20 protein-coding genes are annotated in these 22,530 nt (G+C 71.7%); 14 read left to right on the forward strand and 6 right to left on the reverse strand.

What is annotated here, in order from left to right; all coding sequences use genetic code 11:
- Positions 1-11 precede the first annotated feature (11 nt).
- Both QE392_RS06980 and QE392_RS06985 read right to left on the reverse strand, forming a co-directional pair.
- Entirely contained in the window at positions 12-443 is a 432-nt protein-coding gene (locus QE392_RS06980) for a MarR family winged helix-turn-helix transcriptional regulator (protein WP_307449968.1), read from the reverse strand.
- A gap of 294 nt (positions 444-737) precedes the next feature.
- Positions 738-1,355 carry a histidine phosphatase family protein gene (locus QE392_RS06985; protein WP_307449971.1) on the reverse strand — a complete coding sequence of 206 codons (618 nt, stop codon included), beginning with the start codon at positions 1,353-1,355 and terminating at the stop codon, positions 738-740.
- A gap of 384 nt (positions 1,356-1,739) precedes the next feature.
- On the opposite strand from QE392_RS06985, the gene QE392_RS06990 reads away from it, so the two are divergent.
- From QE392_RS06990 to QE392_RS07000, 3 genes are all read left to right on the forward strand, one after another.
- Positions 1,740-2,558, forward strand: a complete 819-nt coding sequence (locus QE392_RS06990) for a Cof-type HAD-IIB family hydrolase (RefSeq protein WP_307449973.1) — start codon at positions 1,740-1,742, stop codon at positions 2,556-2,558.
- Positions 2,559-2,845: 287 nt separating this feature from the next.
- Positions 2,846-4,228 (forward strand): amino acid permease, encoded by a 1,383-nt coding sequence (locus tag QE392_RS06995; protein WP_307449976.1) that lies wholly within the window; start codon positions 2,846-2,848, stop codon positions 4,226-4,228.
- 108 nt (positions 4,229-4,336) lie between these two features.
- Complete coding sequence (locus QE392_RS07000; protein WP_307449979.1) at positions 4,337-5,683, forward strand: flavin monoamine oxidase family protein; 1,347 nt, start codon at positions 4,337-4,339, stop codon at positions 5,681-5,683.
- Between the two features lie 687 nt (positions 5,684-6,370).
- Here the strand turns inward: QE392_RS07000 and QE392_RS07005 are convergent.
- Positions 6,371-7,231 (reverse strand): sulfurtransferase, encoded by an 861-nt coding sequence (locus tag QE392_RS07005; protein ID WP_307449982.1) that lies wholly within the window; start codon positions 7,229-7,231, stop codon positions 6,371-6,373.
- On the reverse strand, positions 7,224-7,586 hold the full coding sequence (locus QE392_RS07010) for a carboxymuconolactone decarboxylase family protein (protein WP_307449984.1): 363 nt from the start codon (positions 7,584-7,586) through the stop codon (positions 7,224-7,226). The genes QE392_RS07005 and QE392_RS07010 overlap by 8 nt, the downstream gene beginning before the upstream one ends.
- A gap of 180 nt (positions 7,587-7,766) precedes the next feature.
- On the opposite strand from QE392_RS07010, the gene QE392_RS07015 reads away from it, so the two are divergent.
- The 10 genes from QE392_RS07015 to QE392_RS07060 all read left to right on the forward strand — a co-directional run bounded on the left by QE392_RS07015 (position 7,767) and on the right by QE392_RS07060 (position 19,993).
- Positions 7,767-8,642, forward strand: coding sequence for a LysR family transcriptional regulator (locus QE392_RS07015; RefSeq protein ID WP_307449988.1), 876 nt, complete (start codon positions 7,767-7,769; stop codon positions 8,640-8,642).
- 255 nt (positions 8,643-8,897) lie between these two features.
- On the forward strand, positions 8,898-10,064 hold the full coding sequence (locus QE392_RS07020) for an acyl-CoA dehydrogenase family protein (RefSeq protein WP_307449990.1): 1,167 nt from the start codon (positions 8,898-8,900) through the stop codon (positions 10,062-10,064).
- A 196-nt stretch (positions 10,065-10,260) separates the two neighbouring features.
- Positions 10,261-11,916, forward strand: coding sequence for an ABC transporter substrate-binding protein (locus tag QE392_RS07025; RefSeq protein ID WP_307449993.1), 1,656 nt, complete (start codon positions 10,261-10,263; stop codon positions 11,914-11,916).
- 56 nt (positions 11,917-11,972) lie between these two features.
- Positions 11,973-12,962 (forward strand): ABC transporter permease, encoded by a 990-nt coding sequence (locus QE392_RS07030; RefSeq protein ID WP_307449997.1) that lies wholly within the window; start codon positions 11,973-11,975, stop codon positions 12,960-12,962.
- Positions 12,962-13,816 (forward strand): ABC transporter permease, encoded by an 855-nt coding sequence (locus QE392_RS07035; protein ID WP_307450002.1) that lies wholly within the window; start codon positions 12,962-12,964, stop codon positions 13,814-13,816. The genes QE392_RS07030 and QE392_RS07035 overlap by 1 nt, the downstream gene beginning before the upstream one ends.
- Positions 13,817-13,819: 3 nt before the next feature.
- The gene (locus QE392_RS07040; protein WP_307450005.1) at positions 13,820-15,439 is read left to right on the forward strand and encodes a dipeptide ABC transporter ATP-binding protein; all 1,620 of its coding nucleotides are present in this window, start codon (positions 13,820-13,822) and stop codon (positions 15,437-15,439) included.
- Positions 15,440-15,466: 27 nt separating this feature from the next.
- Positions 15,467-16,579, forward strand: a complete 1,113-nt coding sequence (locus tag QE392_RS07045) for an LLM class flavin-dependent oxidoreductase (RefSeq protein ID WP_307450008.1) — start codon at positions 15,467-15,469, stop codon at positions 16,577-16,579.
- Positions 16,576-17,652, forward strand: a complete 1,077-nt coding sequence (locus tag QE392_RS07050) for a ketopantoate reductase family protein (RefSeq protein ID WP_307450012.1) — start codon at positions 16,576-16,578, stop codon at positions 17,650-17,652. The genes QE392_RS07045 and QE392_RS07050 overlap by 4 nt, the downstream gene beginning before the upstream one ends.
- Positions 17,649-18,692 (forward strand): LLM class flavin-dependent oxidoreductase, encoded by a 1,044-nt coding sequence (locus QE392_RS07055; RefSeq protein ID WP_307450014.1) that lies wholly within the window; start codon positions 17,649-17,651, stop codon positions 18,690-18,692. Before QE392_RS07050 ends, QE392_RS07055 begins: the two co-directional genes overlap by 4 nt.
- Positions 18,689-19,993 carry an FAD-binding oxidoreductase gene (locus tag QE392_RS07060; protein ID WP_307450019.1) on the forward strand — a complete coding sequence of 435 codons (1,305 nt, stop codon included), beginning with the start codon at positions 18,689-18,691 and terminating at the stop codon, positions 19,991-19,993. Before QE392_RS07055 ends, QE392_RS07060 begins: the two co-directional genes overlap by 4 nt.
- A gap of 363 nt (positions 19,994-20,356) precedes the next feature.
- On the opposite strand, the gene QE392_RS07065 is transcribed toward QE392_RS07060, so the two are convergent.
- Positions 20,357-20,647: a DUF4287 domain-containing protein gene (locus QE392_RS07065; RefSeq protein ID WP_307450023.1), complete on the reverse strand. Its 291-nt coding sequence runs from the start codon at positions 20,645-20,647 to the stop codon at positions 20,357-20,359.
- A gap of 368 nt (positions 20,648-21,015) precedes the next feature.
- On the opposite strand from QE392_RS07065, the gene QE392_RS07070 reads away from it, so the two are divergent.
- The gene (locus QE392_RS07070; protein ID WP_307450026.1) at positions 21,016-22,005 is read left to right on the forward strand and encodes a GNAT family N-acetyltransferase; all 990 of its coding nucleotides are present in this window, start codon (positions 21,016-21,018) and stop codon (positions 22,003-22,005) included.
- A 63-nt stretch (positions 22,006-22,068) separates the two neighbouring features.
- Here QE392_RS07070 and QE392_RS07075 read toward each other — a convergent pair whose 3' ends face one another.
- Positions 22,069-22,488 carry a winged helix-turn-helix transcriptional regulator gene (locus tag QE392_RS07075; RefSeq protein ID WP_307450029.1) on the reverse strand — a complete coding sequence of 140 codons (420 nt, stop codon included), beginning with the start codon at positions 22,486-22,488 and terminating at the stop codon, positions 22,069-22,071.
- Between the last annotated feature and the right edge of the window lie 42 nt (positions 22,489-22,530).

Consider the following 22,530-nt stretch of genomic DNA (forward strand, 5'->3'; position numbering starts at 1 on the left):
CGCGCGTCGGCTCAGGTGCGACCGCGGAGTTTCGCCGTCAGGGCGTGCAATTGCTGCAACTCGGCGGTGTCGAGGCGGGCCATGCGGTCGGCGATCGAGCGGCCGTGCGAGGCGGCGATGCGGCGGAAGACCACCGCACCGTTCTCGGTGGCGGTGACGAGCGAGCCGCGGCCGTCCTCCGGATCGGCGCATTTGGTCAGCAGGCCACGCGTGACCATCTTCTCGACCAGGCGCGACACGCTCGGCTGACTGATGAGCATGTTGCCCGTGACGTCACGCAGGCGGGCCGTCATCCGCGGCGCCCGGGTGACCGTCAGGAGCACGTCGTACTCCGCCTGCGTCAGCTCTGTGCCGTCGAAGTCGCTGCGGATGTCTTCGAACACCTCGTGCTGAGCGCGGAAGAGGCTCTCCCAGGCCTGCACGGCGAGGCGTCGATCGGTCATCCCCTCAGCGTAGAGCCGACAGTGCTCCTTCTGCCGGAAGGTTCCCGTCTCGAGGCGGGTGAAATTCGCAGGCGCCCGAGGGGCACAGAGTAAGGGCCGGTCGGAGAGGCTTCCGACCGGCCCTTGTCCCTGCACCAAGAGTGTCCTGCATCACATGTCGGCAGCTGCCACAGCAAAACAACTACCGTGCGAGCACTCTATAACGGTGAGATAACGGAAGGGAAGAGGTCGTCGTTACATTTTCGTGACCAAGTGGGAAACACGTGTCCCACGCTCCTTCGCGTCGGGCGCGGGTCACCGCCCGCGCACGTGGTTCCACTGCGTGATGACCTCGCGACCGTGTTCGAAGCCGAGTTCGCTGACCGCCGACGTGCCGAGCACGAAGAAGCGCCCACCCGCCGCCGTGAGGCCGAGCCAGGTGCCGGCGAGTGCGCGCAAGAAGTGACCGTGCGAGAACAACAGCACCTGCTGGCCGGCGCGCACGCGGGGCCGGAGTTCGCAGAGGAGGGATTCGGCTCGGGCGGTGACCGTGTCGACACTCTCGCCCGGGGTGTCGCCCGCGGGTGTGCCGTCCCACACCGTCCAGGGGTGGCCGAGACGCTCGACGATCTCGGGGGTCGTGAGGCCTTCGTATGCGCCGTAATCCCACTCGACGAGCCGCGGTTCGGGCTGCGCGTCGGGGTAGCCGGCGCGAGCGGCCGTCTCGACGGCGCGCTGCAGGGGGCTGGTCAGGACGAGGTCGTAGCGCCGCGTCGCGAGCAGAGTGCCCGCGAGCTCGGCCTTGTACGCGCCGGTTTCGGTCAGCGGGACGTCGGTGAGGCCGGTGTGCCTCCCGGTGCGGCTCCACTGCGTCTCGCCGTGTCGCACGAGAACGATGCGGCCGTCGGGTTCGGTGAGTTCTGCGTCCTTCACCCCTTCATCCTCGTGCGCTCACCCTCGCGCGGCCATCCCCGCTGCGCCGTGAGGAGGCGCCGGTGGGCGGAACCGTTCAGACGAAGACGGGCCGGTCGGAGATCCCGACCGGCCCGATCCTGCACCAGAGTGTCCTGCAATCACATGCCGGTAGCTGCCACAGCAAAACAACTACCGTGCGAGCACTCTATAACGGTGAGATAACGGAGCGGAAGAGTGCTCCGTGATCTTTTCGTTATCCATATGTTTCTCAGATTCGCCTCCCAGCTCGATCGGGCACCGGCCCGGACGGGTGGGGGGTGAATCCGGCGATCGACCGCCGCGCGATCGGTCGCCGCGATCCTGTGCTCCGCGGGGGCCCACCCGTCCGACGCTGCTGAAAGGATGGATGCCGTGACCCCTGACATCCGCCTCATCGCCGTCGACATGGACGGCACGCTGCTCGACGGCGACGGGAACGTGCCGGAGCCGCTGTGGGAGCTCCTCCCGCGTCTCGCCGCGCAGGGCGTCACGTTCGTTCCGGCATCCGGGCGCCAGTTGGCCACGCTGCGCGCGACCTTCGGCGATGCCGCCGACGACATGACGTTCATCGCCGAGAACGGCGCCTACGTGGTCCAGGCGGGAACCGAGGTGGCATCCGTCGCTCTCGACGCCGCGTTCGTCGACCGCGCCGTTCGGCACATCCGCTCGCTGGCGGGTGAGGGGTACGACCTCGGCGTCGTGGTGTGCGGCAAGCGATCGGCGTACATCGAGCGCTCCGACGACGCTTTCCGTGTGGAGGCCGAGACCTATTACGCGGCGCTGGAGGCGGTCGACGACGTGCTCGCGGTCGACGACGACGTGCTGAAGATCGCGATCTACGACTTCGCCCCCGCCGAAGAGAGCGTCGGACGCGCCCTCGACGATCTGGCGCGCACCCACCGGGTCGTCGTCTCGGGTGCCCACTGGGTCGACATCATGCCGCCGGGCGTCGACAAGGGCGTGGCCCTGCGCCGCCTGCAGGACGCGCTGGATGTCACGCCGGAGCAGACGGCCGCCTTCGGCGACTACCTCAACGACCTCGAGATGCTGGATGCCGCGCACTGGTCGTACGCGATGGCCGACGCCCACCCCGACGTGGTCGCGCGTGCCCGCCACCGCGCCCCGTCGAACATCGACCACGGTGTGCTGACGACGATCGAGGCCCTGCTCACCGCCGACTGAGGCGGGCGGGGCCCGTCCCCGGAGCGCCTCCGGCGGACGTGCGGGGCACCGGCCCGCGACGCGCATGACGACGGTGCTCTCGCGGCCGCCTTCGCTCCCGCCTCCGACCGCCCACGCGCCCGCCCCCGATCTGGTCGCCGCGACATCGTCATCGATTACTCTGACCTGCGGCGCCCGTCCGACTCGTCGGCTCCGGGTGCGATCCACGATTGCGAGAACCCCCCTTGACTCGATCCTCTTCGTCGCGCGTCGACGGACCCGCCGCACCGCGTACCCTCCGGCGGGCGATGGATGCCAGACACCTCGTCATGATCGCGCTCGGCGGCGTCATCGGCTCGGGGCTGTTCCTGAGTTCCGGCTACACGATCCACCAGGCCGGGCCCCTCGGCGCGGTGCTGGCGTACCTGCTCGGTGCGTTCGTCGTGTGGCTCGTGATGGTGTGCCTCGGTGAGCTCGCCGTGGTCTGGCCCGTCTCGGGGTCGATCCACATCTACGCCGCCCGCACGATGGGACCGGCGACCGGCTTCGCCACGGCGTGGCTGTACTGGCTGTGCTGGGTGGTGGCGCTCGGGTCGGAGTTCACGGCATCCGGGATCCTCATGCAGCGGTGGTTCCCGAACATCGAGGTGTGGGTGTGGTGCATCGTCTTCGCGGGCGTGCTGTTCACCCTCAACGCCATCTCGGCGCGCGTGTTCGGTGAGACCGAGTTCTGGTTCGCTCTCATCAAAGTCGTCGCGATCGTCGCCCTCATCGTGCTCGGCACCATGGCGATCTTCGGCTTCACCCCGCTGTCGACCGAGCCGCACCAGGCGGTGGGGCTGAGCAATTTCGCGACACCGGAGGGGCTGCTGCCGGCCGGTCTCGGCGGGGTGCTCATCACCTCGCTCGCGGTGTTCTACGCCTTCAGCGGCGCAGAGCTGGTCGGCGTCGCGGCGGGCGAGACGAAGGACCCCGGCCGCAACATCCCGCGCGCGCTGCGCTCGACGGTGCTGCGTCTGCTGGTGCTGTTCGTCGGATCGATCATCGTCATCGCCGCGCTGCTGCCCTCCGAGCAGGCCGGGCTCAGCTCGAGCCCGTTCGTCGACGTGTTCGAGTACGTGGGCGTGCCGTACGCCGCCGACGTCATGAACTTCGTCGTCATCACCGCGCTCCTGTCGGTCGGCAACAGCGGCCTGTACTCGTGCGCGCGCATGCTGTTCTCACTCGCGGAAGAGGGCTACGCGCCGCGCGCGTTCACGATGCTCACCCGCCGCGGCATCCCGATGCTCGCGCTCCTGGTGAGCCTGGCGGTCGGCCTCGTCTCGCTCATCACCAGCGTCGTCGCGGCCGAGACGGTCTACCTCGTGCTCGTCTCGATCGCCGGCTTCGCGGCCGTCGCGGTGTGGATGGCGATCGTGGCTGCGCAGTTCTTCCACCGCCGGCAGTTCCTGCGCGACGGCGGTGACCTCTCGACTCTCGCCTTCCGCACGCCGCTGTACCCGCTCGTGCCGATCCTGGCGTTCGTGCTCCTGACCGCGTCGATCGTCGCCATCGCGTTCGACCCGAACCAGGCGCCCGCACTGTATTTCGGCATCCCGTTCGTGGGCCTGTGCTACCTCGTGTTCTGGCTGCTCTACGGACGCAAGGGCATCACGCCGGTGCGCCGCGACGAGGAGGCGCCCGTCGCCTGACGGTGTACACGTCGTCCATCCCGGCGGCGTCGGTCTTCCAGTGCGGCGGATGCCACGGGGCATCCTCCCGCAGTACCGTCGCGGAAACCACGAGCCCGCGGAGGACACATGCAGACCGTCGACACCATCGTCGTGGGTGCCGGGATCTCCGGTGTCGCCGCTGCCCGTCTGCTCGCTCGGGCAGGACGGCGGGTGATCGTGCTGGAGGCGCGCGACCGGGTGGGCGGCCGCGTCTTCACCGATCGCGCGGACGGTCACGTCACCGACCGCGGCGCCTCGTGGATCCACGGCATCGACGACAGCCCGGTCGCCGCGGCGGCCGAGGCGTTCGGAATGCCGATGGTGGAGTTCACCGTCGGCGGGTACCAGCCCGCCAGCCGCCCGCTGACGTACTTCGACGCGGAGGGGCGTCGGCTCGACGCGGCGGCGGTTCGGCAGTACGCCGACGACGTCCGCACGCTCAACCTGGCGCTCGTCGACGTCATCGCGGCTGCCCCCGCCGACGCGACGTACGGCGATGTGGTGGAGCTCGCCCTGTCACGTCAGGGGTGGGATGCCGAGCGCACGGAGCGCGTGCGGGAGTACAACGACCGCCGCGCCCAGGAGCAGTACGGCATCGGCATGGACGGACTCGGTGCGCACGGTCTCGACGACGACACGGTCAACGGCGACGAGGTCGTCTTCCCGCACGGCTACGACGAGCTGGCGCAGCACCTCGCGGAGGGTCTCGACGTACGCCTCGAACACGTCGTGTCGGCGGTGCGCTGGTCGCCCTCGGGCGTCGAGGTCGACACCGACCGGGGCGCTTTCTCGGCCGCTGAGGCGGTCGTCACCGTCCCCGTCGGAGTGCTGCACGCCGACGATTTCACGATCGAGCCCGAACTGCCCGCGGCGCATCGACGTGCCCTCGGCCTGCTCCGCATGAACGCGTTCGAGAAGGTCGTGCTGCGCTTCGCCGAGCGTTTCTGGGAGGCCGGGGTCTACGGCATCCGTCAGCTCGGCGACGAGGGGGAGTGGTGGCACTCCTGGTACGACCTGGGGCGCCTGCACGACGAGCCCGCGCTGCTGACCTTCGCGGCCGGCCCCGCCGCCGTGGCGACCCGCACGTGGAGTGACGCCGAGATCGTGGCATCCACCCTCGCGCAGCTGCGCCGCCTGTACGGCGACGCGGTGCCCGAACCCACCAGCGCCGTCGTCACCCGCTGGCAGGACGACCCGTTCTCGCGCGGGTCGTACGCCTACATGCTCCCCGGCTCGGTCGGCGCCGACCACGACGACCTCGCGGCGCCCGTCGGTGGGGTGCTGCATCTGGCGGGCGAGGCGACGTGGGGCGACGACCCCGCGACCGTGCCCGGCGCGATGCTGTCAGGGCACCGCGCCGCGCAGAACGTGCTGGGTCGTGAGGTCCCGGTGAGCGACCTCTGGGCGTCGCACGCGTACGCTCCACCTCGATGACTTGCGCCATATGCTCGCCGCGGCGCGCTCCGCGCGGTCATTCGGCGCAAGTCATCGGGGGGTGGGCGCTCGTCGTTGCGGGGCGGGCGCTCGTCTCGAGGGGTGGGCGCTCGTCTCGAGGGGTGGGCGCTCGTCCCGCGGGGCGGGCGCTTGTCCCGAGGGGGTCGGCTGTTGACTTGCGTCGTATGCTCGCCGCGGCGCGCTCCGCGCGGGCATATGGCGCAAGTCAGCGAGGGTGGGCGCCCGTCGGCGAGGGATGGGGTCGCCGCTGGCTTGCGGGCGCTTGTCGAGAGCTGATCCCGCTGACTTGCGTCATATGCTCGCCGCAGCGCGCTAAGCGCGGGCATATGGCGCAAGTCAACGAGGGGTGGCGCGAGTCTCCGGCGGGGTGGCCGCTGAGTTGCGTCGTATGCTCGCCGCGGCGCGCTCGGCGCGGTCATTCGGCGCAAGTCAACGAGGGGTGGCGCGAGTCTCCAGCGGGGTGGCCGCTGACTTGCGCCGTATGCTCGCCGCGGCGCGCTAAGCGCGGGCATATGACGCAAGTCAGCGAGGGGGCGGGCGCCGGTCGGCGAGGGTCATGCTCGTCGGCGAGGGGCATGCTCGTCGGCGAGGGGCATGCTGGTCGGCCAGGCACCGGCACGTCAGCGGAGCGGCGGGCGCCCGCCAGGGGCGGATGCGGGAGACGGGCTACCGCGGCTCCGGCCCCGTCGCCACGGGGAGCTCGGGGTGATTCGACCACTGGCTCCACGACCCCGGGAACACCCGCGCCTCGAACCCGGCGAGGGTGAGCGCCACCGCCTGATGCGCCGCCGTCACGCCCGAGCCGCAGTAAACGCCGACCGGCGCCCCGTCTTCTGCGCCCAGCGCCCGGAACCGGGACCGCAGCTGGTCGGGCGAGTGGAACCGCCCGTCGGCGCCGACGTTCTCGGTCGTCGGCGCGCTCACCGCACCCGGCACGTGCCCGGCCCGCGGGTCGATCGGCTCGACCTCGCCGCGGTAGCGCTCGCCGGCGCGGGCGTCCAGCAGCAGCGCCTCGTCGGCGAACGCACTCACCGCGTCGAGCTCGAGCACCGGCAGGGCGCCGTAGGCGAGAGTGACGTTCCCCGGCGCAGGGGTCTCGGCATCCCCCGTCTCGAGGTCGTACCCCGCCGAGGTCCAGGCCCGCAGCGACCCGTCGAGCAGGCGCACGTCGGCCACGCCGGCGTGGCGCAGCAGCCACCACGCCCGTGCGCTCGACATGTTCTTCAGATCGTCGTAGACCACCACGGTGTCGCCCGCGTCGATGCCCCATCGCCGCGCAGCGGCCTGCAGCGTCTCGATGGAGGGGAGCGGATGCCGCCCGTCGGTCGGTGCGCCGTGCTCGGCGAGATCGTGGTCGAGGTCGACGTACTGCGCGCCGGGGATGTGGCCGGCGAGGTACTCGGGGCGTCCGTCGGGGCGGTCGAGGCGCCAGCGCACATCCAGTACCCGCACCGGGCCCCCGTCCGGGAAAGATCCGGCGTCCAGCGCGGCACGCAGGTCGGTGGGCGTGGTGAGGATCTCAGGCATGCGCGTGCTCCCGCTGTTCATCATGGATACCCGACAGTTTGAAGGCCAACCGACCGTGCGCGAAACCGCCGCCCGCGCGGATGGCGGTCGCGACCCACGCGGCCTCGGCCAGCTCCGCCTGGCTCGCGCCGGCGCGCACCGCCGCCTGCGCGTGCCCGTCGATGCAGTACGTGCACTGCGTGGTGATGCCGACGGCCAGCGCGATCAGCTCGCGGAACTTCAGCGGAATCTCGCGCCCTTCCCGCGCGAAGACGGCGTCGTTGAAGCTCGTGAAGGCCGCGAGCACGTCGGGGGTGCTCTCTTTGTAGTCGCGGGTGTAGGCGCGGTCGCCCTCGCGGTCGAAGAAGTCGCTCATGTCTCGCTCACTGTCGGGGCGCACGGAACGGCGCCTGCTCGATCGAGCCTAGGAAGCGTGCGGGACGCGGAACAATGCGAGGTTCGTGATGGGCAGTCATCGCGCGCCCCGATGGATGCCGTGTGACCGCGCGTGACTGCGCGCCTCTCGGAACGGCCGCGGTCGGTCTATCGTCCGAGCATGGCCGAGACGCTCGACATCATCCAGCTCCGTACCTTCGTCGCCATCGACGAGTGCGGCGGCTTCGGGCGTGCTGCCGTCGCGCTGCACCTGAGTCAGCCGACCGTCAGCCAGCACGTGCGCTCGCTCGAGAAGCGGCTGCAGCAGCCGCTCGTCGAACGAGACGGCCGGCGTGCGAAGTTCACTCAGGCCGGTGAGAAGCTGCTCGCCGAGGCGCGGCGCATCCTTGCCGTGCACGACGAAGCCCTCGCGCGGCTCGACGTCACGCGCGCTCGCACGATCGTTGTGGGTTCCACCGAGACGGCCGCCGAGCAGGTGCTGCCCGAGCTGCTCAGCACGATGCGTCGCGCCTTCCCGGAGCGGCAGGTGCAGTTCCACATCGATCGGTCCACGCGCATGACGGATGCCGTGGCCAAGGGCAGCATCGATCTCGCGGTGGTGCTCGACACCGGGTCGACCGTGGCCGGCGTCGAGGTCGGGGAGCTGCCGTTGAACTGGTACGCCGCGCCGGGCTGGCAGGCGCCCGCGGCAGGGGAGCCCGTGCCGCTGGTCGCCTACGTGGAGCCGTGCGGGATGCGTCAGCGAGCGCTGCAGGAGCTCGGCGACATCGGCGCCCGCGTCGACATCGCGGCGGAATCGGGGAGCCTGGAGGGGGTCATCGCGGCCGCGCGCGCCGGGCTGGGGGTCGCCGTGCTCCCCACCGGCGGGCGCACGCCGGACGGCCTCGTGGTGCGGCGGGACTTCCCCGACCTCGGTCGGATCCACGTGCGGCTCATCACCCGGCGCGGGCTGGAGTCCGAGGTGGAGGCGGCGGCGATCTCCTCGCTCGACGGCTTCTTCACGGCGCGTCGGTACGTGCACGCCGTGTCGGCCTGACCGCGCCTCCCTGACCGCCGCGCTCGGCGGGAGCCTGCCGTGCTCGGCGGGAATCGGCCGCACGGTCGGCGCAAGCCACGGGCTGGTCGCCGCGGGCCGTGGCAGACCCGGAAGGCGCGCCGCCGCCGCTCGGCGGGAGGTTCGCACGCGTTCGACGGCAGGCGCGCGCTCGGAGCCACAGATCGGTTTCCGTGATGGATGCCGTTCGCGCATCGCTGTTGGACACCGGTCGGGCGGCGCGCCGAGCATGAAAGGATGACCGCTTCCCTCGCTCCCTCCCGCACCACCGCCTTCACCGCCCGACCCGACGAACTCGCCGCCCTGACCGCGGCGGTCGCCGAGACCGCCGAGCGCTACGACCGGTCGGGGGAGTTCCCCGCCGACGGGCTCGCCGCCGTGCACCGCGCGGGCGTCTTCGCCGCGGTCATCGATGAGCGCTTCGGCGGAGGGAGCGTCGGGCCGCTCGACCGTCTGCGGACCGTGCAGGCGATCGGTCAGGGCGATCCGTCGGTCGCGCTGATCTTCGCCAACACGCTGGCCACGCACGTCGCGCAGTCCGGGCGCGGGGGGCTGCCCGAGCACCTGTACTCCCGGATCATCGCCGAGACGGCCGTGCGTCCGGTGTCGATCAACACCGCGCGTGCGGAGCCGGAGCTCGGTGCGCCCGCGCGGGGCGGCCTGCCCGCCACCACGGTCCGCCGAACGGCCGACGGCTGGGTGCTGTCGGGGCGGAAGGCGTACGTGACGGCGAGCACGGGCCTCGACTACCACCTCGTCTGGGCCAAGACCGACGACCCCGAACCGCGCGTCGGCCATGTCGTCGTCGCGGGCGATGATGCCGGCATCCGGATCATCCCCACGTGGGACCACCTCGGTCTCCGCGCCAGTTCCACCCACGACGTGGTCTACGACGAGGTGGCGGTTCCGGCCGATCACTTCCTCGAGATCCCGTTCCAGGGGACGTATCGCGATCCGTCGAGCCAGGCGTCGGCGCTCTCGCTCACCCACGCGGCGATCTACATCGGCGTCGCGCGCGCGGCGCAGGAGTTCTTCACGCGCTTCGCACACGAGCGCGTCCCCGCGGGCCTCGGGCGCCCGATCGCGACCACCGAACGCATCCAGAGCGTGGCGGGCGAGATCGAGGCGCAGCTCGTGCAAGCCGAGGAGTTGCTGTACGGCGTCACCGCGCGGGCGGTCACCGGCGACGAGGCGGCCATCGCCCGGACGCCGCTGGCGAAGGTGCTCATCGTCCGGGCGGCCATCTCCGCGGTCGAGACCGCGGTCGCCGCTCTCGGCAACCCGGCGCTGAGTCGCCACAACCCGCTCGAACGGCACCTGCGCGATGTGCTGTCGGCGCGCGTGCACCCGCCGCAGGAAGACGCGGCGCTGCTCGCAGTGGGCCGGCGCGTGCTCGCCGTGTGACGCAATACGGCGTCACGCGGCGTCACCGTCGAAAGGGCCTCTGTTCGGAAAAACAGCCGGACAGGGGCCCTTTCGCATCCATCATCCGCGCCGATGGGTTCTCATCCGACTCCGTCGTTGGACCCCTTCGCCGCGTCCCGCCGACACTCGGAGAAGAGTTCGCGGCCACGCCGGCCCACACCCGAAGGACACCCTCATGACACAGCATCCGCCCCGCCACCGACACCGTCGGCGCGCCGCCCTCGCCGCGGCCGTCGCCCTCTCGCTCACGCTGCTCGCCGGCTGCGCGGGAACCGGAGCCGCGTCCGGCGGGGCCGACGCCGGTCCCACCGAGGGGGGTGACGCGGTCTTCCTCATCAACTCGCTCGGGACGAGCTGGGTGCCCAACGAGAGCTCGATCTCGAGCTACCAGGGCAACATCTGGGGCCAGGTGACCGACAAGCTCGTGTACGTCGACGACAGCGGTGCCGTGTCGCCGTGGGTCGCGGAGAGCTGGGAGCAGAACACGGATGCCACGTCGTTCACGCTGCGCCTCAAGGAGGGCGTCACGTTCTCCGACGGCACCCCGCTCGACGCGGCCGCGGTCGTGACCAATCTCGATTACTGGGCGTTCGGGGCCCCCGACAAGGGCATCACGCCGATCGGGCTCTTCCCGAAGACCTACCAGAAGGCGACGGCGGTCGACGAGCAGACGGTCGAGGTGACCTTCAGCGCGCCCACCCTCGGCTTCATCCCGACGCTCGGCTACCACGGCTCGATCCTCGTCTCGCCCAAGACCCTCGCGCTGTCGAAGGAGGAGCAGGGCGACCTCGACAACTTCTCGGGGTCGGGTCCCTTCACGATCAAGAGCTGGGCCGACGGTGACGACGTGGTCCTGGCCAAGCGCGACGACTACGCCTGGGGGCCGGAGGCGATCGGTCACACCGGGGCGCCCTACCTCGACACCCTCACGTACAAGCAGGTGGCCGAGTCCAGCACGCGCATCGGCGCGCTGACGTCCGACCAGGCGCAGGTGATCTACAACATCCAGCCGAGCGAACTGGAGGGTCTCACCGACCGCGGCTTCGAGGTCGGTCTTCCCCGTTACCTCGGCTTCACCAACGGCTACCGCGTGAACGTGCAGGCCGCACCGTTCGACGACGTGCGGGTGCGACAGGCGCTGCAGCACGGCATCGACCGTCAGCAGATCCTCGACACCGTCTACACCGACGGCTGGCAGGCTGCCCAGGGCTTGATCCAGAGCAACGTTCCCGAGGCCACCGACCACTCGGGCGACTTCGCGTTCGACGCGGACAAGGCCGCCGCCCTCCTCGACGAAGCGGGCTGGGTGGCCGGAGCCGACGGGAAGCGCACGAAGAACGGGCAGCCCCTCGCGGTGACGCTGTACGCCAACCCGTACCTCGCCACCTCGGCATCCATCGACGAGCTCGTCGCGCAGCAGCTCGGCGCCCTCGGCTTCGCCGTCACGGTGCAGACCTACGACGTGGCGACCTTCGGCGAGAAGGTCAAGAACGACGCGTCGACGCCGCTGTACGAGATCACCCGCTCGTTCATCGACGTCGGAACCGTCGCCAGCATCCTCACCAGCGCCAACAAGGGTGAGAACTGGTTCGGACTCGGCGAGACCGACCCGACGCTGAACGACCTGCGCGACCGCATCGCGCGGGCCACCGACCTCGACACGCGCGCCGCCGCCGTCGACGAACTGCAGACGTACGTGCTGCAGCAGGGGTTGTTCGTTCCGATCACCCAGATCGTGCAGCGCATCTACGTGCAGAGCCCGAAGCTGCAGGGCGTCACCTACAACGGTGTCGCCATCGCCGGCTACGCCGCGGCGTACCTGCAGAAGTGATTCCGCCCGGCCGGCGCCGTCGCGCCGGCCGGGCCCACCATCGTGAAGGACATGACATGAACCCCGCCTACGCGCTGTTCGCACTGAAGCGCCCCGGCCAGGCCGTGCTCGTGGTGCTGCTGGCCTACGTGCTGACGTTCGTGGTCATCAGCGTGCTGCCCGGCGACCCGCTGACGAGTACCCTGCGCAACCCCGAGAACGGCTTCAGCGAGGACCAGATCGCGCAGATGGTGTCGTTCTACGGCCTCGACCGGCCCGTGTGGGTACAGCTCTGGGAGGCTCTCTCCCGATTCGTCGTCGGCGACCTCGGGATCTCCCTGCGCTCCAGCCAGCCGGTCGCCACCATCATCGGCGACGCGTTGCCGTCCACGCTGTCGCTCGCGCTCACCGCTCTCGCGGTCGCCCTGGTCCTCGCGTTCGCCATCGCCTACGGCGTCCAGGTGCTCCCCGAGCGCGCGGCGCGGCTGCTGCGGTCGTTCCCCGCGTTGTTCCTCTCGGTGCCGAACTTCGTCATCGGTCTGCTGCTGCTGAACGTGTTCGCCTTCCAGCTGGGGCTCTTCTCGGTGATCGACCCGGACGCGCCGATCGCGACGTTCTTCGCGGCGGTGGCGCTCGGCATCCCGGTGTCGGCCCAGATCGCCGAGGTGCTCATCACCGGGCTCGACCACGAGTTCCGTCAGGACTACGCCGTGGTCGCCTACGCACGCGGGCTGGGGCGGGCACGACTGTTCTTCGCCCACCTGCTCAAGCCCTCCGCCCTGCCCGTCGTGACCGTCATCGCCCTGACCGTCGGCGAGCTGCTGGGCGGCGCCCTGATCACCGAGACCGTCTTCGGTCGGGCCGGCATCGGCAGCGTCGTTCAGACCGCGGTCGCCACGCAGGATCTCCCGGTGCTGCAGGCGGTGGTCGCGCTCGCCGCCGTGGTGTTCGTCACGGTCAACCTGCTCGCCGACCTCGTCTACCCCCTGCTGGACCCGCGTGTGGACCTCGTGCACCGCGGATCGCGACCGACCCCCACCCCGACACCCGAGAGAGCGAGCGTCTGATGGCCTCCGTGCTGACACCGACCACGGTCCGGGATGCCGTGTCCCGGCGCCCCGTCCGCGCACGGCTCCTTCCCGCGACGGTGGTGGTCGCCGCCCTCGTGCTCCTGGTCGTGACGGCGTGGGCCGTCGCCCCCGGTCTGTTCACGAGCGCCGACCCGGTCGTCGGCGACACGGCGGAGAAGCTGCTGCCGCCCAGCGCCGCGCACTGGTTCGGCACCGACAACCTCGGCCGCGACGTGTTCGCCCGGGTCGTCTGGGGCACCCGTTCGTCCGTGGTCAGCGCCCTCGTCGCGGTCGCCATCGCCGTCGTCATCGGCGGCCTGCTGGGTCTCGTCGCCGGCTTCTTCGGCGGAATCGTCGATGTCGTCACCGCTCGCGTGATCGACGTGCTGCTGGCGATCCCCAGCTTCCTGCTCGCGGTGGTCGTCGTCAGCTCCCTCGGCTTCCAGACCATCAATGCCGCCGTGGCCACCGGCGTCTCGGCCGTCGCGGTGTTCGCGCGGGTGATGCGCTCCGAGGCGGTCAAAGTGCGCAGCACCGTCTTCGTCGAGGCCGCGCGGCTGCAGGGCGGATCGCGCGCGCACGTGCTGCTCGCGCACGTGCTGCCCAACGCCTCGCGCTCCGTCCTGTCGCTCGCGGTGCTGCAGTTCGGGGTGTCGATCCTCGTCATCGCCGGTCTGGCGTTCCTCGGCTACGGCGACCCGCCCCCGGCATCCGACTGGGGACTCCTCGTCTCGGCGGGCAAGGACTACCTCGTCTCCAGCCCGTGGCTGGTGTACGCCCCCTCCGCGGTCATCGTCGCGACCGTGCTCTCGATCAACCGTGTCAGCCGCTGGCTGCGAGCGAAGGACTGAACCATGACCGCACCCCTTCTGAGCGTGCGCGAGCTGTCGGTGTCGTACGGCGCGCAGCGCGTGGTGTCCGACGTGTCGTTCGAGCTGGAGCGCGGCCGCAGCCTCGCCCTGATCGGCGAGTCGGGCTCGGGCAAGTCCACGATCGCCAAGGCCGTCCTCCGCCTGCTGCCCCGCGCCTCGGGGCGGACCACCGGACGAGTCGTCATCGACGGCACCGACACCCTCGAACTGTCGCTGAGCCGGTTCCGGGCCCTCCGCGGACGAACGCTCGGCTTCGTGCCGCAGGACCCCGCCTCGGCCCTCAACCCCGTGCGCACGATCGGTTCGCAGGCGCACGAGGCCGCCGCGCTCACGGGGGAACGGGATGCCGCGCGAAGGCGCGCCGCGATCCTCGCGGTGTTCGAGCGGGTCGGGCTGCCCGATCCGGAGCGCGTCTACCGCTCCTACCCCCACCAGCTGTCGGGCGGCATGCTGCAGCGCGTCCTGATCGGCCTCGCCGTGCTGCCCGAGCCGGCGCTCCTCGTGGCAGACGAGCCGACGAGCGCTCTCGACGTGACGATCCAGAAGCGCATCCTCGACCTGCTGACCGGGCTGCGTGACGAGCGCGGCATCGGCCTCCTGCTCATCACGCACGACCTCGCGCTCGCCGCCGAACGCGCCGACGACCTGATCGTGCTGCGCGACGGGCGTGTGGAGGACGCCGGGCCCACGGCCGAGGTCTTCCGGGCTCCGCGCTCCGACTACGCCGCCGCACTGCGCGCCGATGTGCCCGCCCTCGCCCCCGACCGGTTCCGCACGCAGCTGTCCGCGCGACCGGTCGGCGGGGGAGGGCCCGCGGTGTCGGCCCGCGGCGTCACCAAGACCTTCCGCACGTCGGGACGCGAGGTGCGCGCCCTCGACGACGTCTCGTTCGAGGTGGCGGCGGGCACCACCCACGCCCTCGTCGGCGAGTCGGGGTCGGGCAAGACGACGGCGGTGCGCCTGCTGCTGGGTCTGGAGCATCCGGATGCCGGAGAGCTCATCGTCGCGGGGGAGTCCGTCACCGGCCGGACCGCGGCCGACCTGCGCGGTGTCCGCCGACACCTGCAGCTGGTGTACCAGAACCCGTTCACCTCCCTCGACCCGTCGTGGAGCGTCGAGGGCATCCTGGGCGAGCCCCTCGCGCGTTATCACGTGGGCGATCGCCGGTCCCGTCGCGACGCGGTGCACGCGGCGCTCGCCGCGGTGGGCCTCGGCGAACACCTGTGGCGCCGCCGGCCGGCGGCGCTGTCGGGCGGTCAGCGTCAGCGCGTCGCGATCGCCCGGGCTCTCGTGCTCGAACCCGACGTGCTCGTGCTCGACGAGCCCACCAGTGCGTTGGACGTCACCGTCCAGGCCGAGATCCTCGATGTGCTCGTCCGGCTTCAGATCGAGCGCGGCCTCACGTACCTGTTCGTCTCGCACGACCTCGCGCTCGTGCGGCAGATCGCCGACACGGTCACGGTGCTCCAGCACGGCCGCGTCGTCGAGCAGGGCCGCGCCTCCGACGTCCTCGACGCGCCGCGGCATCCGTACACCCGGACGCTGGTCGCGGCGATCCCCGACCCCGGGGTGATCCGCTCCGCCGCTCCCCTCCCCGTCTGACCCTCGCCCTCGCTTGGAAGGAATCCCATGCCCATCGAATTCGTCAACATGGTCGGCAGCCGCCCCCCGGGTGCGCCCACGTACAGCGGCAGCACCTTCACCCAGCCCATCGACGTGGCCTGGCTGCGCCACTACGCCCGCACGATCGAGGAGTTCGGCTTCGATCACACGCTCATCCCGTACGCCTCGGCGAGCGCCGATCAGTACGCGCTCTCGGCGACGGTCCTCGCGGCTACCCAGCGGCTGCGGACAGTTGTCGCCGTCCGCCCCAACTCGGCGTTCCCGACGGTCGCCGCGCAGGGACTGTCGACCCTCGACCAGCTCTCGGGCGGACGGGCGCTCGTGCACATCATCTCCGGGGGCAGCGACGAGGAGCAGGCCCGCCAGGGCGACTACCTCGACAAAGAACAGCGTTATCGCCGCTCGTCGGAGTTCATCGAGGTGCTGCGCAAGGTGTGGACCTCGACGGAGCCGTTCTCGCACCACGGCGAGTTCTACCGCTTCGACGAGTTCGGGCCCGCGTACGCGACGCATACCGGGGGTGCGCTCCCCGTCTCGCTCGGCGGATCCAGTGAGTTCGCGTACGCTTCCGGCGGCGCTCACGCCGACATCTTCGCGCTGTGGGGTGAGCCCCTCGCCGAGACCGCCGAGCAGATCGACCGCGTGTACGCCCACGCCCGCGCCGCCGGTCGCACCGACCGCATCCGCTTCTGGGTGACGTTCCGTCCCGTCGTCGCGCCGACCGACGCCCTCGCGCGTGAGAAGGCCCACGGCATCCTGGAGCGGGCGAAGCCGTTCTACGAGAAGGTCCAGGGCCTGAACCGAACGAACGTCGGGTCGGTGCGCCTGCGCGAGCTGTCGGAGCGGTCGGAGGAGCACGACGGCGGCGTGCTGTGGACGCCGCGCGGTGTCGCCGGCTCGGGCGGGGCGTCGTCGCTGCTGGTCGGTTCTCCCGAGACGGTGGCCGAGGCGATCGTGCGCTACGTGGAGCTCGGAGCGGACATCGTGTCGCTGCCGACCCTCGGCGACCTGAACGATGCCGTGGATGCCGGGCGCCTGGTGATTCCGCTCGTGCGTGACGAGGTGGCGCGCCGCGGGATCGACCCGGAGGTCGTGTTCGCCCGCCGGGCCGTGGCGTGAGCGCCGACGCCGTCGGGGGCCGTCGGGCGCCCGGGGTCGTCTCCGCCGGCGGGCGCCGGATCATCGTCGGCGCCGGCGCCCTCGGCGCCCTGCTCGCCGCGCAATGGACGGGCGCGGGCCTGCCGGCCGTGCTCGTGGCGCGCGGCGCCGCTCGCGACGTGATCGACGAACGCGGCGTGCTCGTGCGCCGTCCGCACGGCGACGAGCGCATCGCGGTCGACGTCGTCGGCTCCATCGACGAAGCCGAGCCCGCGCCCGGCGACACCGTGGTGCTCGCGGTGAAGAGCCAGGATGCCGAGCAGGCGCTGGCCGCGCTGGCCTGGCGCCCCCTCGTCAGCGGCGGTGTCGTGGCGGATCTGCCGGTGGTCACGCTGCAGAACGGGCTCGCGACGGAAGACATCGCGCTGCGCCGGTTCGCCCGCGTGGTGGGGGTGTCGGTGGCGATCGCCGCCAGTCATCTGCGCCCCGGTGAAGTCGTGGCGCCGTCATGGCCCACGCTCGGAACGGCGCGCGTCGGCGCCGTCACCGGAGCCGCGGCCGAGCTCGAGCCGCGCGTGAGCGACGATCTCGCGAGCGCCGGGTTCGCGGCATCCGTCGTCGCGGACATCGCTGCCACCAAACGCCGCAAGCTCCTGGCGAATCTCCGCAACGTCGTCGAGGTGTTCGACGTCGACGACGCGGTCCGAGACGCGGCCACCGCGTCGGTGCGCGACGAGGCGGCGGCCCTCTTCGATTGCCTCGGCCTCGACGTCGCGCCGGCCGAGGCGGGGTTCGTCCCCGTCGAGCAGGTGCCGGGCCACGTCCCCGGGCGGTTGTCGACGTGGCAGAGCCTGGAACGCGGCGCGAGCGTCGAGAGCGACTTCCTCGTCGGGGAACTCGTCCTGCTCGCGCGACGTGCGGGGGTGGAGGTGCCGCTCGCCGAAGCCGTGCAACGCGATCTCGGCGCGCTCGCCGCGCGCGGCGGCCGGCCGGGCGCCGCGCCGCTGCCGTCCGCCCTCGCCGCGGCCGTGCGGGGCGGGTCGGTCGCGACGCCGTCCGCGCCTGCCGCGGCCCTCGCCGGGGCGACGACGTGACCGCGGTCGCCCCGACGACGACGGGCGCCGCGCCGCGCACGCTCACCCTCGGCTTCCACACACGGGTGCCGTTCACGACGGGCGAGGCGCGACGCGGTCTGGACGACGGGGTCGCCCTCTTCCGTCACGCCGAGCAGGGGGGTTACGACCGCGGCTGGGTGTATCAGCGTCATTTCGACAACTACCTCGCCGCGCCGCTGGTCTTCCTCCCCGTCGTGGCGCAGTACACGAGCCGTATCGGCCTGGGCACGGCGATCATCGGCATGCGGTATCAAGATCCGGTCCTTCTCGCCGAGGCCGCATCGACCGCGGACCATCTCAGCGGGGGCCGCCTGCAACTCGGCCTCGGAACGGGGATGGGCGGCTTCGACCGGGCTTTCCGGCAGGAGCCGAACGACGGTCGGGCGGTCTCCCTCGATCGGCTCGACGTCTTCCTGCGGGCCATCCGGGGCGAAGCGGTCGGTCACGGCGCGAACGGCGAGCCGCTCACCGTGCGAGGGGCGAGCCGCGATCTGATCGAGCGCGTCTGGTTCGGTGCCGGCTCCGTCGCCTCCGCCGAGCGCGTCGCCGGGCGGGGGCTGCACCTGATGCTGAGCACGATCCTGACCGGCGCGGTCGCGGACTACGACGCCGAGCAACGCGCGGCGATCGCGGCGTTCCGCGAGGGACATCCGCGCGGGTCGTCCGCGCGCGTCTCGGTGAGCCGGTCCATCCTGCCGGCGACCTCGGTCGAACGCGCTCGCCGCTACGCCGCCTACGACGCCGAGCGTCGCGCGCGCGGACCCGCTGCTTCGCGACCGCAGGGCGCGGTCGCCCCGGCGCCGCAGCCGCCCGGAGTCTTCACGATGAGCCCGGCCATCCACGGAGAGCCGGAGTCGGTGGTCGATGCGTTGCTGGCCGACCCCGCGGTGGCCGAAGCTGATGATGTCATCGCTTTCCTGCCGCCCGAGTTCGCGCTCGACGAGAGCAGGCGACTGCTCGATGACATCGCCGAACACGTCGCGCCGGCGTTGCGCATAGCAAGAGGAGCTTCTGCATGACCGATCTCGCCCCCGCCCTCGCCATCGACCGCTCGGGTCTGCGCGCCGCCGGCTCGCCCGCCGGCGTCGTCGTCGCGCGAGACGTGGCGGATGTGCAGGCCGCGGTGCGGCGCGCGCGGGCCGACGGGCTCGTGGTCGTCACGCGAGGCGCGGGCTCCGGCCTCGCCGGCGGCGCGGTGGCCGGCGCAGGCGCGTTGGTGCTCGACCTCTCGCGGCTCGACCGCATCCGGTCCATCGATCCCGTCGACGGCACCGCCGACGTCGAAGCGGGCGTGATCACCGCTCACTTGGATGCCGCTGCGCGCGCGCACGGGCTGTTCTACGCCCCCGATCCCGGCAGCGTCGGCATCTCGACCATCGGCGGCAACATCGCCACGAACGCCGGTGGCCTGCGCGGAGCCAAGTACGGCGTGACGCGCGACGCGGTGCTGTCGGTCGATGTCGTCCGCGCGGACGGCTCTCTCCTACGGCTGGGTCGCCCCACCATCAAGGGAGTGACGGGATACGACCTCGCCGGTCTCGTCGTGGGCTCGGAGGGCACCCTGGGGATCGTGGTCGCGGCGCGGGTGCGCCTGCTTCCCGTGCCGCGCCGCATCGCCACGGCCTCGGCGTTCTTCGCCACGCTCGAGGACGCCGCCGAGGCGGTCGCGGCGATCGCACTGAGCGGCGCCCGCCCCGCGGTGCTCGAGATCCTCGACGGGGAGACGCTCGGCGCGATCGACGCCCTGGAGGGCTCGGCCCTGCGCGACCGCGGGGAGGCGCTGCTGCTCGCCCAGACCGACGGCTTCGGCGCCGAGGAGGAGATCGCGGTCGTGACCGAGGCCCTCTCCGCAGCGGCGACCCACCACGAGTGGACCGCAGACCCGGAGACGGCGGCGACGCTGCTGCACGCGCGTCGGCAGGCGCTCCCGGCTCTCGAGCGGCTCGGTCGTCCGGTGATCGAAGACATCGCGGTGCCGCGCAGCCGTCTCGCCGAGGCGGTACGGGGCATCCGCGCGATCGCCGCCCGGCGCGAGGTGCCGATCTACGTCTTCGGTCACGCCGGCGACGGCAATCTCCATCCGATCATCGTCGTCGACCCCTCCCTCGACGAGCTGCCCGAGTCCGCGGTCGGAGCGGCGGATGACATCTTCGCCCTCGCGTTGGAGCTCGGCGGAACGGTGACCGCCGAGCACGGCATCGGTCGTCTGAAGCGCGAGTGGGCGCGTCGAGAGCTGGGGCCGGAGGTGGTGGCCGTGCACGATGCGATCAAGGCGGTGTTCGACCCCGATGGCATCCTGAACCCCGGCGCGGCGTACTGAGCGCGGGCCTGCTCGGGGGTTGGGGGCGTCCTCACCGCGGGGCGGGAGGAAGCCCTGCCCCGCGGCGCAGTGCCCCCGACGGCGGTGGCGCGGGTGGCGGTGCCGCGGGCGGCGGTGCGGCGGATGGCGGTGCCGCGGGCGGGGGTGGCGCGGGTGGCGGTGGCGCGGGTGGCGGTGGCGCGGGCGGGAGTGCGGCGGGCGGCACTGCCGCACATTTCGGGGCGGCTCCGCACCACATCGCCGCAGCGGTCCGTCCGCGACACCCGCACCGCTTCCCGCACCCCCATCCGCCACGCCGACCCGTGCTCGGTCGAGCCGTGGAGAAACCGGCACTGTTTTGATCGCTGTCCGGTTGCGGAACGGTCAGCGGTTCGGGTTGCTCGCCGCGCCGTCCAGCCAGAGCGTGTCGCTCTTGTCTCCGTGCGCGCCCGCTTTGCCGACGTGGGCGTCGCTGATCTTCGGGCCTTTCGTGATCACGTGCACGAGCGCCATGCCGTGGCCGCGACCCAGGTCGTAATCCGTCTTCAGCCACTCGAGGATCGGCGTGGCCTTGGTGCCCGGCCCGAAGCCGTGTTCGTCGGCGAGCGCGATGAACTGGCGCGGGGTCAGCCCCGTCTTGGTTTCGATGTTGTCGAGGTAGGACTGGAAAGACATGACCGGAGGCTAGCGCGCCCCTCCGACATCGGTCCACGCTCGCGGCGCGGCGCCGGGCCGATGACCCGCGCGCTGCACAGGGCCCGGCCGCACGGAAGCGCCGGCTGCACGAGGCGCGGGCTGCACGAGGCACCGGCCGCACGAGGCGCCGGCCGTACGAAGCACGAGGCACCGGCCGCACGAGGCGCGCGGACGAAGCACCGGGACAGCGATCCGCCGGCCGACGATCTGCCGGTCCGGCGATACGCGGGGCGGACCAGGCGCCGGGCGGCCGATGCCCCGGGCCGGCGACGCGCGGGGGCGGACAGGGCGCGGGGCGGCCGACGCGCGGGACCGACGATGTCGGAGCATCGGGATACGGTCGGGGGATGGCCGTCACCCTGCACCGGGCGCCCGTCGCCGAGATCGACCCCCGCACCCTGTACCGCATCCTCTGGCTGCGGGTGACGGTCTTCGTCGTCGAGCAGCAGGCCGCCTATCCCGAGATCGACGGGCGCGACATCGAGCCCGGCGCGGAGCTGATGTGGGCGACCGAGGGCGACGACGTGCTCGCGACCCTCCGCATCCTCCGCGAGCCGGACAACACGCGCATCGGCCGCGTCGCCACCGCCCCCGCGGCGCGCGGCCGCGGCCTCGCCGCCGACCTCATGCGCGCCGCCGTCGATGTTCTGGATGCTGAGGCCCCCGGCATCCCGATCCTGCTCGACGCCCAAGCGCACCTGGCGAGCTGGTACGCACGGTTCGGGTTCGTGGTGTCGGGCGCGCCGTTCGCCGAGGACGGCATCCCGCACGTGCCGACGCGGCGGACGCGCCTGAGCACCGAGCGCCTCGTGTTGCGGGAGTGGACCCGCGACGACCGAGACCGCGCGTTCCTCTTCGACATGTACCGCCGGCCTGAGGTGCGTCGCTGGCTGGGCGACGGGCGCGTGATGACGGACGAGGCCGAGGTCGACGCGCTGCTGGATCGCTGGACCGGTCTGGCGGACGGCATCTTGGGAGTGCGGGCCGTCGAAACGGCCGACGGTGCACCCCTCGGTTCGGTGCTGCTCAAGCGCATCCCGTGGTCGGCGAGTGCGGGTGACGGGCACCCCGACGACGTCGAGATCGGCTGGCACTTCCACCCCGATGCCTGGGGCTCGGGCTACGCCACCGAGGCCGCGGCGGCCGTGCTCGCGCTCGCCCGGAAGCACGGCATCCATCGCATCGTCGCCGTCACGAACCCGGCGAACGCCGTGTCGGGGGCGGTCGCCGAGCGCATCGGGCTGCGACCGGTGGGGGAGACGGGTGCGTACTACGACACGACGTGCGCGCTGTACGTGTCAGCCGACGGGGGTGGAGTCCCGGCCCTGCACGGCTGACCGATCGGTCGATCCCGACCTTGCGGCGCGCATGCCTTCCGCGGAGCGTGCACGCCCGGTGCGTCACCCCTGGTCGGCCGGCTGACGCGAGTCCCAGTCGGCACGGCTCGCGGTGATCGTCGCCCTGTGCTCCTCGGCCCAGTCGGCCAGTGCGCGCAACGGTGCCGTCAGTGACTGGCCTGTCGCTGTGAGTGCGTACTCGACCCGTGGCGGCCGCATGTCGATGACCGTTCGCGTGATGAGCCCGTCGCGCTCCAAGCGTTGAAGGGTGAGCGTGAGCATTCGCTGCGAGATGCCCTCGATGTCTCGTTGAAGGGAACGGAATCGGTACGGCTGTCGAGCGAGGGCCGCCACGACCAGGATCGTCCACTTGTCCCCGACCCGCTCCAGGATGTCCTTGAGTGAGCACCTTTCGGCGGCGAATCGCGGCGCCGCGGTTACGGCGGTGTACCCATCGGTCAGGAGAGTGCCTTCTGTCGTCATGGACTCATGGTTACTACTCTGACGCTGGTTATTTCAAGTAAC

Source organism: Microbacterium proteolyticum (genome assembly GCF_030818075.1).
Classification (GTDB): Bacteria; Actinomycetota; Actinomycetes; order Actinomycetales; family Microbacteriaceae; genus Microbacterium; species Microbacterium proteolyticum_A.

Bases quoted from the DNA above. Each gene is read 5' to 3' on its own strand.
- QE392_RS06980 (WP_307449968.1), bottom strand. From the start codon at position 443: ATGACCGATCGACGCCTCGCCGTGCAGGCCTGGGAGAGCCTCTTCCGC.
- QE392_RS06990 (WP_307449973.1), top strand. From the start codon at position 1,740: ATGGATGCCGTGACCCCTGACATCCGCCTCATCGCCGTCGACATGGAC.
- QE392_RS06995 (WP_307449976.1), top strand. From the start codon at position 2,846: ATGGATGCCAGACACCTCGTCATGATCGCGCTCGGCGGCGTCATCGGC.
- QE392_RS07000 (WP_307449979.1), top strand. From the start codon at position 4,337: ATGCAGACCGTCGACACCATCGTCGTGGGTGCCGGGATCTCCGGTGTC.
- QE392_RS07005 (WP_307449982.1), bottom strand. From the start codon at position 7,231: ATGCCTGAGATCCTCACCACGCCCACCGACCTGCGTGCCGCGCTGGAC.
- QE392_RS07010 (WP_307449984.1), bottom strand. From the start codon at position 7,586: ATGAGCGACTTCTTCGACCGCGAGGGCGACCGCGCCTACACCCGCGAC.
- QE392_RS07015 (WP_307449988.1), top strand. From the start codon at position 7,767: ATGGCCGAGACGCTCGACATCATCCAGCTCCGTACCTTCGTCGCCATC.
- QE392_RS07020 (WP_307449990.1), top strand. From the start codon at position 8,898: ATGACCGCTTCCCTCGCTCCCTCCCGCACCACCGCCTTCACCGCCCGA.
- QE392_RS07025 (WP_307449993.1), top strand. From the start codon at position 10,261: ATGACACAGCATCCGCCCCGCCACCGACACCGTCGGCGCGCCGCCCTC.
- QE392_RS07030 (WP_307449997.1), top strand. From the start codon at position 11,973: ATGAACCCCGCCTACGCGCTGTTCGCACTGAAGCGCCCCGGCCAGGCC.
- QE392_RS07035 (WP_307450002.1), top strand. From the start codon at position 12,962: ATGGCCTCCGTGCTGACACCGACCACGGTCCGGGATGCCGTGTCCCGG.
- QE392_RS07040 (WP_307450005.1), top strand. From the start codon at position 13,820: ATGACCGCACCCCTTCTGAGCGTGCGCGAGCTGTCGGTGTCGTACGGC.
- QE392_RS07045 (WP_307450008.1), top strand. From the start codon at position 15,467: ATGCCCATCGAATTCGTCAACATGGTCGGCAGCCGCCCCCCGGGTGCG.
- QE392_RS07060 (WP_307450019.1), top strand. From the start codon at position 18,689: ATGACCGATCTCGCCCCCGCCCTCGCCATCGACCGCTCGGGTCTGCGC.
- QE392_RS07065 (WP_307450023.1), bottom strand. From the start codon at position 20,647: ATGTCTTTCCAGTCCTACCTCGACAACATCGAAACCAAGACGGGGCTG.
- QE392_RS07070 (WP_307450026.1), top strand. From the start codon at position 21,016: ATGGCCGTCACCCTGCACCGGGCGCCCGTCGCCGAGATCGACCCCCGC.
- QE392_RS07075 (WP_307450029.1), bottom strand. From the start codon at position 22,488: ATGACGACAGAAGGCACTCTCCTGACCGATGGGTACACCGCCGTAACC.